This is a genomic window from Nocardioides sp. WG-D5, assembly GCF_054031175.1.
In genome coordinates, this window is sequence record NZ_CM132928.1 from 3,714,844 (window position 1) to 3,728,789 (window position 13,946).

A 13,946-nucleotide genomic window follows, 5' to 3' on the forward strand; every position below is an offset into this window, starting at 1 on the left:
TGCTGCCCATGGAGTTGACTGACAGCACAGCGATCGTGACCGGAGCAGCCAGCGGGATCGGGGCGGCGACGGCCCGGGCGCTGGCGGCCAAGGGTGCGACGGTCATCGTCGCGGACATGCAGAAGGACAAGGGCGAGGCTCTGGCGGAGGAGATCAAGGGGCTGTTCGTGCCCGTTGACGTCACCGACACCGACCAGATCACCAACGCCGTGGAGAGGGCCGTGGAGATCGCGCCGCTGAAGGCGGTGGTCAACTCGGCCGGGATCGGGTGGGCGCAGCGCACCATCGGGCGTGACGGTCAGATCGGGTCGGCGCACGACCTGGACGCGTACAAGAAGGTCATCGCGATCAACCTGATCGGCACCTTCGACATGTGCCGCCAGGCGGCGACCTACATCAGCCGCAACGAGCCCGACGCCAACGGGCAGCGCGGCGCGATCGTCAACCTGGCCAGCGTGGCCGCCTTCGACGGCCAGATCGGGCAGGTGTCCTACTCCTCGTCCAAGGGCGGCGTCGTCGGGCTCACCCTCCCGCTCGCGCGCGACCTCGCCGCGGTCGGCATCCGGGTCAACACCGTCGCCCCGGGTCTGATCGACACGCCGATCTACGGCGAGGGCCCGGAGTCCGAGGCGTTCAAGGCCAAGCTCGGCGAGAGCGTGCTGTTCCCGCACCGCCTCGGCGTGCCCGAGGAGCTGGCGAGCATGGTCGTGGAGTGCCTGACCAACGACTACATGAACGGCGAGACGATCCGGGTCGACGGCGGCATCCGGATGCCACCGAAGTGACCGGACGCAACTGGTAACAGGACGCAGGTAGTACCCCGACGGCTGGCGCACCGCTAATGTGTGCGCCAGCCGCGGACAGTTCAGACCGCTCCGCGGACGTCGGAGCTAGGGGAGTTCGCATGTCCGATAAGGCGGACACCAGTACGTCGAAGGCGCTCGCGATCATCGAGCCCGAGGAGCCCACCGGGCCGACCGAGCCCGCGCAGCAGCCCCGGTTCAGGCGGGAGACGATCGGCGTGATCGCCGGTGCGGCCGGTGTCCTGGCGCTGTGCCTGCTCGCCACCGCGCTGGTCGCCGAGGGCACGTCTGGCTCGAGCAGCGACCGGACCTGCCTGGGACCGCAGATGACGGTCGCGGTGGCTCCCGAGGCGGCGACCGTGGTCGGCAACATCCTCGAGGAGGCCGGCTGTGCCCAGATCGAGGTCGAGTCGGCCAAGGCCGACCAGGTCCTCCAGCCGATGGCGCTCGGCGGCGAGCTGCCCGACGTGTGGATCCCCGACTCCTCGCTCTGGCTCGACCGGATCACGCCTGCGACCGAGCCGGTGACGCTGCGGGCCTCGATGGCCTCCTCGCCGGTCGTGCTCGTCTCCGGCGACGGGCTCACCCGCACCTCCTACGCCGAGGCGTTCGCCGAGGACGACCTGCTGATGGGCGATCCCCAGCGGATGATGAGCGCGCTCGGCACGGTGGTCGCCAGCCAGGCGAAGCCGGCGAGAGAGGCCAGGCTGGAGGCGTACGGCGAGCGGATCGCCTCCGGCGACGAGGCTGCCGCCCCGACCGACTCGGGGCGCCTGGCCGAGCTGCAGACCGTCATGAGCGGAGTGACCGCGACCAGCGAGCAGCAGTGGTCGACGTACGCGCCGACGCTGAAGGCCGCCGCGCCCAAGGAGGGAACGGTCGTCCTCGACTACCCGGTCCTGATCACGGCCGACTCGTCGCGGCGCAACACGATCGCCGAGTCGATCACCAGCTTCGCCCGCGTGCTCGACGGCGGCGCCGCCGACACCGCGCTGACCCAGGCCGGGTTCCGCACCGCGGGCGCCGGCAAGCCGTCGCCCAACGTCGGTGCCTACACCCGGGTCGACGCGGCCAGCGTGACCAGCGCCGCCGCCGCGTGGAACGCCAGGCTGCGGCCGACCCGGACGATCGCGGTCGTCGACGTCTCCGGGTCGATGGCCTGGCCGACCGGTTCCGGCGCGACGACGCGGCTCCAGCTCACCCAGGCGGCGGCCTCGGAGGCCGTCGACCTCCTTCCGGGCGGCGCCGCGGTCGGGCTGTGGGCCTTCTCGGAGAAGAGCGCAGGCATGCTCGACGAGGACCACACCGTGCTCGTCCCGACCCGTCAGCTGGCCACGAAGGATCAGCGCGCCCAGCTGACCGAGGCGATCGCCGGTCTCACCGCGCGCACCGGTGGTGGCACCGCCCTGCACGACACCGCGCTCGCGGCCTACCAGGCAGCCGTCGCCGCCTACGACCCGCTCGCCTCCAACACCGTCCTGCTCTTCACCGACGGCACCAACGACGACCCCGACTCGATGGACCTGGACGAGCTCGTACGCCAGCTGGAGGCTGCCTCCGACCCGCGTCGGCCGGTCCGCGTCCTGGGCATCGGGATCACCGCCGACGCCGACCTGGGCGCGCTGCAGGCGATCGCCGATGCGACGGGTGGAGCTGCGTACGTCGCGGAGCGTCCGGAGGACGTCGGAACCGTGCTGCGGGAGGCGCTCGCGCAGCGCTGAGGGCCGCTTCTGGATAAGCATTGTCCCCCGGGTGGTGTGGCGCCGTACCCTTGTTGGTATATGACGAACAACGCACACGATTTTTCACTCGCTGACGAGCTCGAGGCCACCGAGGACTGGGACGCGCTCGACGACAGCTTCGAGAGTGGTTACGCCGACGAGGATCCCGAGGACACGGATCCGACCGTCGGTGCGATGGAGCTCGCCGAGCGGCACGCGCTCAAGCGCGTCGCCAGCCTGCGCACCGAGCTCGAGGACATCACCGAGGTCGAGTACCGGCAGCTGCGCCTGGAGCGAGTGGTGCTCGTCGGCGTGTGGGCCGGCGGCACCCAGACCGACGCCGAGAACTCCCTCGCCGAGCTCGCGCTGCTGGCCGAGACGGCCGGTTCCGAGGTGCTCGAGGCGATCTACCAGCGCCGCCAGGCGCCGGACCCCGCGACCTACATCGGACGCGGCAAGGTCGAGGCACTCAAGGAGATCGTCGCCGCGACCGGCGCCGACACCGTGATCGCCGACGGCGAGCTGGCCCCTTCGCAGCTTCGAAACCTGGAGGACCGCACCGGGGTCAAGGTCGTCGACCGGACCGCGCTGATCCTCGACATCTTCGCCCAGCACGCGAAGTCGCGTGAGGGCCAGGCGCAGGTGGAGCTCGCCCAGCTCAACTACATGAAGCAGCGGCTTCGTGGTTGGGGTGGCAACCTGTCCCGCCAGGCCGGTGGCCGGGTCGCCGGCGGTGCCGGTATCGGTGGCCGTGGTCCCGGTGAGACCAAGATCGAGACCGACCGTCGCCGGATCAACACCAAGATCGCCAAGCTCAACCGTGAGCTGAAGGCGATGAAGGGCACGCGCGACACCAAGCGCGCCGACCGCAAGCGTCACCAGATCCCCGCGGTGGCGATCGCCGGCTACACCAACGCCGGCAAGTCGTCCCTGCTCAACCGGCTGACCGGTGCCGGGGTGCTCGTCGAGGACGCCCTCTTCGCGACCCTGGACCCGACCACGCGGCGTACGACCACGGAGGACGGGCGGGTCTACACGATGTCCGACACCGTCGGCTTCGTGCGCCACCTGCCCCACCAGCTCGTCGAGGCCTTCCGCTCGACTCTGGAAGAGGTCGCCGACGCCGACCTGGTCGTGCACGTGGTCGACGGCTCCCACCCCGACCCCGAGGGCCAGCTGGCCGCGGTGCGCGAGGTGTTCGCCGAGATCGGTGCCGGCGACGTGCCGGAGCTGGTCGTGATCAACAAGGCCGACATCGCCGACCCGCTGGTGATCAGCCGGCTGCTCCGTGCCGAGCCGCACTCGGTCGCGGTCTCGGCCAAGACCGGTGAGGGCATCGACGCGGCGATCAAGGCCGTCGAGAACGACCTGCCGCGACCGGGCGTCGAGTTCTCCGCGCTGGTTCCCTACGAGCGCGGTGACCTGGTCAACCGGATCCACCAGCACGGCGAGATCGACCACCTCGAGCACACGGCCGAGGGCACCGTCGTCAAGGGTCGCGCCAACGCGGACCTGGCGGGGGAGCTGGCGGCGTACACGAACTGAGCGAGGCCGAGCGGCGAGCTTGCTCGTCCGTTCGCGCCGAGCGAGGGAGTAAGCGCGCGGAGCGCGCACCCTGCCTGATCCGGGGTCGGCTTCGGCGTTTCGACACAGGCGATGCCACGCTCGTCCCTCACACTTGGGGACGGTCGGTCGAGGGAGAGGTCACGGATGCGCACTAGAGGTCGACGCCACGCGGCGCGCGCCACGGTCGTGAGCGCGCTGGCCGGTGCTGTCCTCGTGGCCACCCTGGCCGGCTGCGTCAACGAGGGCGAGGGTGTGCTCCCGGGCCAGGAGGCGAGCCACGGGACCGAGGTGACCCAGGACCTGTGCACCCGGCTGGCCGCCGAGTCCGTGACCCGGGCCTCGGTGGTGACCGGGGCCGGTGAGCGGGTCGTCGTGATCGGCGACTCCTGGGCCTCCGGTTTCGGTCTGGACGACCCCGGTCTGTCGTGGCCGCGCTATCTCGACGGCGAGGTGCGGGTCTCCGGCTTCGGCGGCACCGGCTACGCGCCCGGCTCGATGGAGACGTGCGGTCCGATCTCCTTCCCCGAGCGGGTTCCGGACGTGATCGCGCAAGGCGCCGACCTGGTCGTGCTCGAGGGCGGCATCAACGACTCCAAGAGCGACATCGACGACGTCGAGAAGGGCTTCCGGGCCACGCTGGACGAGCTCAAGGGCTACGAGGTCATCGTGCTCAGTGCGCCCAGGGTGAACTCCCGGGCCAAGGCGATCAAGGTCGTCAACAAGATGATGCGGCGGGTCTCTGCCGAGTACGGGGTGACGTACATCAACGTCTTCGACCTCGAGCTGCCGATGCTCGAGGACAACACCCATCTGACGGTCGCGGGCCACATGCAGTTCGGGGAGATCGTCGCCCGCCGGATCGCGGAGAGCCGATCGGAGACTGTCCCCGCCCACGGCTAAGGTTGCCCGAGTGACCGCAACCGAGATCGCCTCCCAGACGCCCGTACGTGAAGCCCTGGCGGATGCGGTCGCGACCCTCGGCGGGGCCACCCGCGAGGGCCAGGTGAAGATGGCCGATGCGGTCGCGCAGGCCCTGGCCGACGAGGAGCACCTCCTCGTCGAGGCCGGCACCGGCACCGGGAAGTCGCTGGCCTACCTGGTCCCGTCGCTGCTCCACGACAGCCGGGTCGTGGTCGCCACCGCCACCCTGGCGCTGCAGCACCAGCTCGTCGAGCGCGACCTGCCGCGCCTGGTCAAAGCGATCGGCTCGCGCCCCGGCGTGGACGCCTCCTACGCCGTCCTCAAGGGCCGCTCCAACTACGCCTGCCTCCACCGCGTCCGCGAGGGTGCGCCCGACGACCAGGGCACCCTGGTCGACGTTCCGCTGGGCCCGATGGCCGAGAAGGTCCTCGAGCTGCGCAGCTGGGCGGAGAAGGAGGCGGAGAAGGGCGGCAGCGGCGAGCGTGACTCCGCGCCCCGCCACACCGACCGCGAGTGGCGGCAGGTCTCGGTCAACCACCGTGACTGCCTCGGCGCCGCCAAGTGCCCCTTCGGCGAGGAGTGCTTCGTCGAGGTCGCCCGCGACAAGGCCCAGAAGAGCCACCTGATCGTCACCAACCACTCCCTGCTCGCGATCGACGCGATCGAGGGCGTCCCGATGATCCCGGAGTACGACGCGGTGGTGATCGACGAGGCCCACGAGCTGGTCGCCCGGGTGACCCAGGCTGCGACCGACGAGCTGACCGCCGCCGAGGTGGAGCGCGCCGCCCGCCGGGCGCAGAAGCACGTCGAGGGCTCCGAGGCCGACGACCTGGCCGACGCCTCCGACGCGCTGCGGGCGGCGATCAACGAGTCCTCACCGGGGCGGTTCGTGACCCTCCCCGAGATGATCTCCGACGCGCTCGTGCTGGTGCGCGACGCCGCCCGGTCCGCGCTCTCCGCGCTGCCGAAGCCGAAGGACTCCGACAGCGCCGACCCCGGGTTCCAGCAGGCCAAGGGCGGGCTCCAGGAGGTCTTCACGACCGCCGAGCGGATGGCCGCGGCCGCTCCGCCTGATGCCTCGGGCTCCGCTTCGGCAGGGTCCGACGTGATCTGGCTCAACGAGGGCAGCGACCGGATCCCGCCGCGACTCTGCGTCGCGCCGCTCCAGGTCTGGGCGCAGATGCGCGAGAAGCTGCTGCGGGAGAAGACCGTCGTCTTCGCCTCCGCGACCCTCAAGCTCGGCGGCGACTTCGGCCCCGTGGCCGGATCCCTCGGGCTCAAGGCGGAGGAGCGCACCGAGCTGGGCGCCGGGGCGCAGCGTACCGACGACGTGCTGCCGTGGGTCGGGCTCGACGTCGGCAGCCCGTTCGACTACGGCCGGCAGGGGATCCTCTACGTCGCCCGCCACCTGCCGCCTCCCGGCCGCGACGGTATGGGCGCCAAGACCCTCGACGAGATCGTCGACCTGGTCGACGCCGCCGACGGGCGTACGCTCGGGCTCTTCTCCTCCCGCCGCGCGGCCGAGGCGGCGGCCGAGGTCGTGCGCCAGAAGCTGCCTCACCTGACCACGCTGGCCCAGGGCGACGCGCAGCTGCCCGAGCTCGCCGCGCAGTTCGTCGCCGACCCCCACACGGTGCTCTTCGGCACGCTGTCGCTGTGGCAGGGGATCGACGTCCCCGGCGACACCTGCCAGCTGGTGATCATCGACCGGATCCCGTTCCCGCGGCCCGACGACCCGCTGATGTCGGCCCGGCAGCAGGCCGCCGACAAGGCCGGTGGCAACGGCTTCATGCAGGTCGCCGCCACCCATGCAGCGCTGCTCATGGCGCAGGGTGCCGGCCGGCTGATCCGCACCACCACCGACCGCGGGGTCGTGGCGGTGCTGGACCCCCGCCTGGCGACCGCCCGCTACGGCGGCTTCCTCAAGGCGAGCCTGCCGCCGATGTGGGCCACCACCGACCCCGCCATCGTGCGGCAGGCCCTGAAGCGGCTCTCCGAATCAGCCTCTGCCTGACCGAGAAGCACGCCGAGTCGGCTCGTTGTGACGAGCCGACTCGGCGTGCTTCAACGGGTCAGCGGTAGGTCTTGGCCCACCAGCGGTGGGTGGCCTTGTCGGGCGTGGCGATGCCGTGGCACGAGTACGCGGTGCCCTGGCCGCACGTGAAGTTGCTGCTCGCGTTGGCGAAGGTGACCTCGACCTTGCGGATCCGCTTGGACGAGAAGCCCTCGATCGTCTTCGTGGCGATGCCCTTGCTGTTGGGCTTGAGGTAGTAGACGCCGCGGGTGCCGTCGGTGCGGAAGATGCTGACCACGGCGGCGTTGGCGTTGGGGCGGGCGACGTCGACCTTGATGCGCAGCTTCCAGCCCTTGCCGACGTTCTTCGGCACCAGACGCTGGGAGGCGTAGGTGAGGTGCTTGAGGGTGAACTGGCCGTCGACGGTCTGTCGCTTGGCGGGCAGCGCGGTGCGGCCGTCGTAGACCGGCGGGTAGTAGGCCCCGCCCTCGCTGTAGCTCTTCGAGGGGGCCAGGTTGGCGGCGGCGAAGCGGGCGTACTGCAGCTTCAGCGTGGTGCCGCGCGCGGCGAGCGCCTGTCGGATGGCAGCGGTGGAGTAGGTCGACGGGGCCCGGTTCCAGACGCCGAGGACCACCTCCGGCAGGGAGCCCCGCTCCTTGGCGAAGCGCTCGGAGAGGTAGCGGAAGAAGATCCAGTTGCCGTAGATGCCGAGGTTGGAGACGTTGGAGTTGTCCAGCGGCTTGCGCTGGTCCTCGAGCTGACCGTAGGCCAGGTACTGCCGGTTGTCGTTGATGCTGTCGTAGACCTCGTCCTCGACCCAGGTCGCCGTGGACTCCATCATCCAGCGGTCCTCGCCGGCGTCGTAGGCGAACTGGACGGCGTGGAAGTACTCGTGGGCGGCGGTGACCCGGAGGTTCTCGGTGGGCGTGTTGGCCGTGCCGTACTCAGCGGTGGCGTAGTCGTTGTCCAGGACGCAGTAGGCCGTCGCGGCGGTCTTGGAGACCTTCGTCTCGGGCGCGCAGTAGCCGTAGTAGCCCTCGTCGTAGAGGTTCTCCAGGTAGATGTCGACCTTGCCCGGGGTGACCGTCTTGTCGGCCGCCGGCTTGCGGTAGCCCGCCTGCACATAGACGTTGTGGACCTTCGTGACCACGTCACGGACCTGGGTCGCGTACGCCACCGAGGCGCTGTCGCCGCCCTTGCCCGGCGAGTAGTGGACGCAGACGACGTCGCTGCAGGTCTGGGTCGCGGTGCGCGGGCGGGCGAGCAGCTGGCGGGCGGCCTTCTGGCTGGATCCGTCCAGGGCGTCCTTTGCGTTCCAGAGGTTGGTCAGGGCGATGGTCGCGTCGGGCCGGCCCGCGACGTGCCTGCCCGGCACGACCTGGCGGGCGCCACGGACCGACTGGTTGCGCTTGACCTTCTTGGCCTCGGCGAGAGCCTCCCGGGCCGCCTCCTCCGTCACCGGCTGCGCGGCGCTGGTGTCACCGCCGGTGCGCACCGAGCTCGCCGGGGTCGATCCGGTTGCGGGCATGGTGGCGGCGAAGGTGGCCACTACCATCCCTGCGATCAAGACGAAGGAGCGTTGTTTGCGGTTGATCCGGCGGGCAATGTTTCGCATGAGATACCAGACGTTCGGGAAGGCAGACCAGGGCAGTCTAAGGGCACGACGACCCGGCCACACCGGTGAAACGCCTAGACGGGCTCGGTGACGTGATGGAGCCGGTTGCTCCCGGTCGCGGTGGCGTACGACCTGCTCCAGGTGGCCGTGGTCCTGGCGTCCTTGCGCTCGGCGATGACGTACCAGTCCATCTGGGCGCGGTTGCGGGTCACGTCGAGGACCGAGAAGCCGTGGTCGTCGAAGTTGAGGTAGCGGACGTGGCGGTTGGCGGTCCTGATGATCTCCTCGACCGTCACGCTGACCGTGCGGCGCGGGGCGCCGAGGATGTCCTTGAGGTTGTTCGAGGTCACCGAGGTGGCGACGAACTCGACGCCGGCCGTCCTGCCGAGCGGGTAGACGGCGGAGTCGTACGGCAGGTCGCAGGCCCAGGCCGAGTGGATGTCGCCGGTGACGAAGACGGTGTCGGTGATCGCGTTGTTGCGGATGTGCTCGAAGAGCTCGGTGCGGTCGGCGGTGTAGCCGTCCCACTGGTCCACGTTGAGGGCGATGCCGTTGTCGGGCAGCAGCCCGGTGACATCGTTGACCGGGCTGATGAGGCTCTTCGGAAGAGCTCCGAAGGTGACCGGCGCGATCATGACCGGGTTGCCGACGATCTTCCAGCGGGCGTCGGTGAGCAGGCCCTCCTTGAGCCACTCCAGCTGCTCGTCGCCGGTGATCGTGCGGTCCGGGTCGTCGGCCCCGGCCAGGTCGGTGCGGGCGACCTGCTGGGAGCGGTAGGACCGCAGGTCGAGCATGCTCAGCTCGAGCAGGGTCCCGAAGCGGAGCCTCCGGTAGATCGTGTCGTGGAGGTGGTCGTCGGTCTCCACCGTGGCGGTGCCGTCGACGCGCAGCGGCATCCACTCGTCGTAGGCCTGGTTGGAGTTGGTCTTGCGGTCGATCCAGTCGTACTCGCCGGGCTCGTTGTTCTCCGCGCCCAGCAGCCAGGCGTCGTTGGCGGACTCGTGGTCGTCCCAGGTGACGATCCAGGGCAGGTGGGCGTGGGCGTCGGCGAGGTCGACGTCCCGCTTGTACTGCGCGTGCCGGATCCGGTAGTCGGCCAGGGTGTGCATCTCGTGGGCCGGCTCGTGCGAGCGGATGTCCTCGTTGGCCATGCCGTAGCCGTACTCACCGGGCGCGTACTCGTAGAGGTAGTCGCCCAGGTGGAGGATCGCGTGCAGGTCGTCGCGGGCGGCGAGGTGGCGGTAGGCGGCGAACCAGCCGGCCTGCAGGTTGGAGCAGGAGACCACCCCGAAACGTACGTTGTCCGGGGTCGCGTCCGCGGCCGGAGCGGTGCGGGTGCGGCCGACGCGGCTGGTCTGGCCGTTGTAGCTGAAGCGGTAGAAGTACCAGCTCTCGGGCGAGAGGCCGGTGACGTCGAGCTTCACCGTGTGGTCGCGGTCGGGGCCGGTCTGCTGGGAGCCCTTGGCGACGACGCGACCGAAGTCCGCGGTCGGCGAGACCTCCCAGCGGACCAGGACCTCCTCGCCCAGGCCGGATCCCGGAGTCGCCTCCGCGGTGGGTGTGACCCGGGTCCAGATGACCACGCGGTGCGGGAGCGGGTCGCCCGAGGCGACACCGTGCTGGAAGTGGTTGAGCGTGGCGCCGGCCGCCTCGGCGGGTGCCGGCAGCGCCACGGCCCCCGCTCCTGCGGCGGTGGCCAGTCCGGCGGCGATGAGGGTGCGGCGGTCGATCTGCGTCTGAGTCACGCTGTATGGAACGACGCAGCCGCCGGCCCTGTCATGGGCCGGCGGCTGGATTTCACGCAGTGTTCCCGGGGAGGGCATGTCTGGGAAAGACACGGCGGCCGCGAGCGGCGTTTCGGGCCGATCTGGCAAGGCGGCGCTGCGAAGGCATCCTGGAGGCTGTCGAGCGGCGCCAACGCCGCCAGATCGGATGCGAAACGTCGCGCAGCGGGCGTGGATTTGCCAGACATGCCCTCCGGTTCCGGGAGGTGTGAGGCAGGACTCAGAGGCTGCGCAGGACCGCGGTCACCTTGCCGAGGATCGTCGCGTGGGTGCCGTCGATCGGTTCGTACGCCGCGTTGTGCGGCAGCAGCCAGACCTTGCCGTCCTTGCGGGAGAGCGTCTTGACGGTCGCCTCGCCGTCGATCAATGCGGCCACGATCTCGCCGTTCTCGGCGGTGGGCTGCTGGCGCACGACCACGAAGTCGCCGTCGCAGATCGCCGCGTCGACCATCGAGTCACCGGAGACCGAGAGCAGGAAGAGGTCGCCGTTGCCGACCAGCTGCTTGGGCAGCGGGAAGACGTCCTCGACGCTCTGCTGGCTCGAGGTCTCCTCGGCCAGGATCGGGCCACCGGCCGCGATCCGACCGACCAGGGGAACCATGGCGGCGTCGGGATTGGGGTTGACGACGGCCTCGGCCGTGATCGCCGGCTCGGTCTCCTCGCCGGACATCGCCTTGCGGTGGGCCATCACCTCGGGCAGGAAGACCTCGAGGGCGCGGGGCCGCTTCGGGTCCTTGCGGATCAGACCACGCTGCTCCAGCGCCCGCAGCTGGTGGGCGACGCTGCTGGTGCTGGTCAGCCCGACCGCGGCGCCGATCTCACGCATGCTGGGCGGATAGCCCCGCTGCTCGATGCTGTCGCGCAGGTGAGCGAGGATGCGCTGCTGACGCGGCGTGAGCCCGGTCGCGTCCGGCGGCCCGTCGGGCAGCTCGCGGACGCGGCTCTTCGAACCGCCTGATCCGGTGCCTGTCTTCTGCGTGGTCATGTCATCACATTAGTCCCTCTGGCACCACTACATCAAACATCTGTTCGATCTCTTCGGTAGTGCGTGTCGGCGTTCGAAAATTCTTGGGGTCGCTACTTGCGTTGTTCGAACACGTGATCTACCTTCGAACATGTGCTCGATCGAACACGTGATCGAGAGACTTGTGAACTGGAGGCCGTGATGAGTGCAACCGTCTATGTGCTGCCCGTAGCCGAGCCGCCCCGGCCCGTGCGGGAGGTGCGTCGCTCGACCGTGCGGCTCACTCGGCGGGGCCGGATCGTCGTGTTCGCGTTCGCGCTCGTGGTGCTCTTCGGGATCGCGCTGATCGGGGCGCGGGTGGCCTTCGCGGTGGAGGACGGTGCCGACAAAAGCCCCGCTCCCTCCGCCCACACGATGGTCGTCGGCGATGGCGACACGCTCTGGGACATCTCGGCGGAAGCCGTCGCCGGGACCGACGCCTCGATTCGGGAGATGGAGCAGAGGATCAAGGAGCTCAACAGTCTCGAGTCCTCGATGCTCGTGTCCGGGCAGACCTTGATCATTCCGACCGCGCCGTAGAGGCGCCCACAGATGTCCGGCTGCTCCTTCGACCCTGGCAGCCGGCAACCGGGGAAAAGTGAGAGTGCTGCAGACGATGGGAAGCGTCTGCAGCACTCTCGCTGTCCTGGCGGTCGTCAGTGACGCCCGCGATAGGGCGTGTCCGGTTCGGCCGGCGGCCACGGCTTGTTGCGGGAGCTGTGGCGCGGCGGCCACTCGTCGTCCGGCTCGGCGGCCGGCGGGTCCTGGGGCTGGCGCTGGGCGGGCATCGCCTGCGTCGCCGCGGGATCCTGGGTCAGCCGAGCCCTCGAGCCGGTCTGGCCGTAGCTGGTCGGAGCCTGGTAGGCGCCCGACTGATACTGCGACGAGCCGGCCTGCTGGGTGGGGTAGCTGTCCGTGCCGTAGCCCTGCGAACCGTATGCCGGGGAGCTTGTCGGCGTGGAGGTCGGCGTCGGCGGGCTCGTGTAGTAGGGCGGAGCACTCGGCGGTGTCGGGGCCGGCGGCTGGTAGCTCGGTGCGCCGTAGGCCGACCGGCTCCCGGTGTTGCCGAAGTCCGGGGAGCTGCTCGTGTAGCCGTAGGGCGACTGCGAGCCGGTGTCGGTGTAGGCCGAGCGGCTGCCGGTGTCGCCGTACAGAGACTGGTTGCCGGTGTCGTACGGAGACTGGCTCCCGGTGTCGGAGCTGTGCCGGCCGTAGGAGCTGGTGTCCTCGTAGCCGTAGGAGCCGGTGCCGTAGTAGTCCTGCTCGGTGTAGGTCGGGTCGCCGTAGGGCTGCTCCGGGTAGTCCTGCTCCTCGACGTAGGCGTTGGAGTGGCTTCCGGTGTAGTCGTCGGCGGGCGGTGGGGTGGGGGAGCCGGTGAGGGCCCGCCAGGCCTTCCCGGCGAAGGTGAAGGTCAGGAAGAGACAGGCGACTGCGACGACGGCCGCGATGGCGAGCTTCACCCAGGCGCCGGAATCGCCTCCTCGTGCGTCGGCCCCGAAACCGACGGCGATCCACACGAGCACTCCCCAGATGACGAGGAATGCCAGCGTCGCGATCGCAGGCAAGATGAACGGTGGCCGGGGACCGCTTCTGGGGCGCGTGCCTCTCCGCGACCCGACGCGATTACCTCCGGAGATGTTTGTCACGGGGTCATTCTTACCCATCTGGGCCAGCCCGTCGCCGCTGAACCGGAATCTTTCGGTGTTTGACCGGCGACACGCCGGGCGCACGGGGAAACGCGGCGCTCGCTTGCATCGGCTGGGGGGCGGGCGTACGGTTACCACTACATCTAGTAGTTACACCGCTGTAGTTATCCACATCTAGTTCACATGAACGGGCGGATGACCCACAGCCCCGAGGGTGTTGTTCCACAGGGACTCACGCTCAATTCCACAGGTTCCACAGGCTCGGGCCGCCGCTGAGACGGCCTGGATCCACAAGGCTTCACGAGAGGGGCTCGACCGTGCACTGTCCGTTCTGCCGACACAGCGACACCAAGGTGCTCGACTCCCGTGTGGCCGAGGACGGCGGCCAGATCCGGCGCCGTCGGGTCTGCCAGGAATGTGGGAAGCGGTTCACGACCGTCGAGCAGATGCAGCTGATGGTGGCCAAGCGCTCCGGCGCAGCGGAGCCGTTCAGCCGCGACAAGGCGGTGCACGGCGTACGCAAGGCGTGCAAGGGGCGTCCGGTCACCGAGGACCAGCTCGCCTGCCTCGGCCAGGAGGTCGAGCAGGCGCTGCGGAGCCAGGGGTTGGCAGAGGTCCCCAGCCACGAGGTGGGGCTGGCGATCCTCGCGCCGCTGCGCGAGCTCGACGAGGTGGCCTACCTGCGCTTCGCGAGCGTCTACCGGGCCTTCGGCTCGGCCGACGACTTCGAGCGCGAGATCCAGATGCTGCGTACGGAACGGGAAGTCCAGGACTTCGAGGCAGAACATCCGGTCGAGGCCCCGGTGGGCAGCGACTAGATCCCACGGCCATTCGCAACGATGGCACACAGACCGGCCCGGGCAGGCCGTGGGG

11 protein-coding genes are annotated in these 13,946 nt (G+C 69.9%); 7 read left to right on the forward strand and 4 right to left on the reverse strand.

Annotated elements, in window-relative coordinates; genetic code table 11:
• Positions 1 to 8 precede the first annotated feature (8 nt).
• The 5 genes from ACWZJV_RS18095 (at position 9) to ACWZJV_RS18115 (ending at position 7,025) form a co-directional block, all read left to right on the forward strand.
• Positions 9 to 785 (forward strand): SDR family NAD(P)-dependent oxidoreductase, encoded by a 777-nt coding sequence (locus ACWZJV_RS18095; RefSeq protein ID WP_328527436.1) that lies wholly within the window; start codon positions 9 to 11, stop codon positions 783 to 785.
• Positions 786 to 904: 119 nt separating this feature from the next.
• Complete coding sequence (locus ACWZJV_RS18100) at positions 905 to 2,524, forward strand: VWA domain-containing protein (RefSeq protein WP_457177616.1); 1,620 nt, start codon at positions 905 to 907, stop codon at positions 2,522 to 2,524.
• A gap of 60 nt (positions 2,525 to 2,584) precedes the next feature.
• The gene (gene hflX / locus ACWZJV_RS18105) at positions 2,585 to 4,069 is read left to right on the forward strand and encodes a GTPase HflX (RefSeq protein WP_008362561.1); all 1,485 of its coding nucleotides are present in this window, start codon (positions 2,585 to 2,587) and stop codon (positions 4,067 to 4,069) included.
• A 165-nt stretch (positions 4,070 to 4,234) separates the two neighbouring features.
• The gene (locus ACWZJV_RS18110; protein WP_457177618.1) at positions 4,235 to 4,990 is read left to right on the forward strand and encodes an SGNH/GDSL hydrolase family protein; all 756 of its coding nucleotides are present in this window, start codon (positions 4,235 to 4,237) and stop codon (positions 4,988 to 4,990) included.
• Positions 4,991 to 5,000: 10 nt separating this feature from the next.
• Positions 5,001 to 7,025: an ATP-dependent DNA helicase gene (locus ACWZJV_RS18115; protein WP_196875595.1), complete on the forward strand. Its 2,025-nt coding sequence runs from the start codon at positions 5,001 to 5,003 to the stop codon at positions 7,023 to 7,025.
• A gap of 58 nt (positions 7,026 to 7,083) precedes the next feature.
• On the opposite strand, the gene ACWZJV_RS18120 is transcribed toward ACWZJV_RS18115, so the two are convergent.
• From ACWZJV_RS18120 to lexA, 3 genes are all read right to left on the reverse strand, one after another.
• Positions 7,084 to 8,574, reverse strand: a complete 1,491-nt coding sequence (locus ACWZJV_RS18120) for an MXAN_6640 family putative metalloprotease (protein WP_457177621.1) — start codon at positions 8,572 to 8,574, stop codon at positions 7,084 to 7,086.
• Positions 8,575 to 8,714: 140 nt separating this feature from the next.
• Positions 8,715 to 10,385 carry an alkaline phosphatase D family protein gene (locus ACWZJV_RS18125; RefSeq protein WP_457177623.1) on the reverse strand — a complete coding sequence of 557 codons (1,671 nt, stop codon included), beginning with the start codon at positions 10,383 to 10,385 and terminating at the stop codon, positions 8,715 to 8,717.
• A 259-nt stretch (positions 10,386 to 10,644) separates the two neighbouring features.
• Entirely contained in the window at positions 10,645 to 11,409 is a 765-nt protein-coding gene (gene lexA, locus ACWZJV_RS18130) for a transcriptional repressor LexA (RefSeq protein WP_457177625.1), read from the reverse strand.
• Positions 11,410 to 11,589: 180 nt separating this feature from the next.
• On the opposite strand from lexA, the gene ACWZJV_RS18135 reads away from it, so the two are divergent.
• Positions 11,590 to 11,967 (forward strand): LysM peptidoglycan-binding domain-containing protein, encoded by a 378-nt coding sequence (locus ACWZJV_RS18135; protein WP_008362548.1) that lies wholly within the window; start codon positions 11,590 to 11,592, stop codon positions 11,965 to 11,967.
• 116 nt (positions 11,968 to 12,083) lie between these two features.
• On the opposite strand, the gene ACWZJV_RS18140 is transcribed toward ACWZJV_RS18135, so the two are convergent.
• Entirely contained in the window at positions 12,084 to 12,992 is a 909-nt protein-coding gene (locus ACWZJV_RS18140) for a hypothetical protein (protein ID WP_457177627.1), read from the reverse strand.
• 398 nt (positions 12,993 to 13,390) lie between these two features.
• Between ACWZJV_RS18140 and nrdR the strand changes: the two genes are divergently transcribed.
• Positions 13,391 to 13,891 carry a transcriptional regulator NrdR gene (gene nrdR / locus ACWZJV_RS18145; protein WP_008362544.1) on the forward strand — a complete coding sequence of 167 codons (501 nt, stop codon included), beginning with the start codon at positions 13,391 to 13,393 and terminating at the stop codon, positions 13,889 to 13,891.
• Positions 13,892 to 13,946 lie beyond the last annotated feature (55 nt).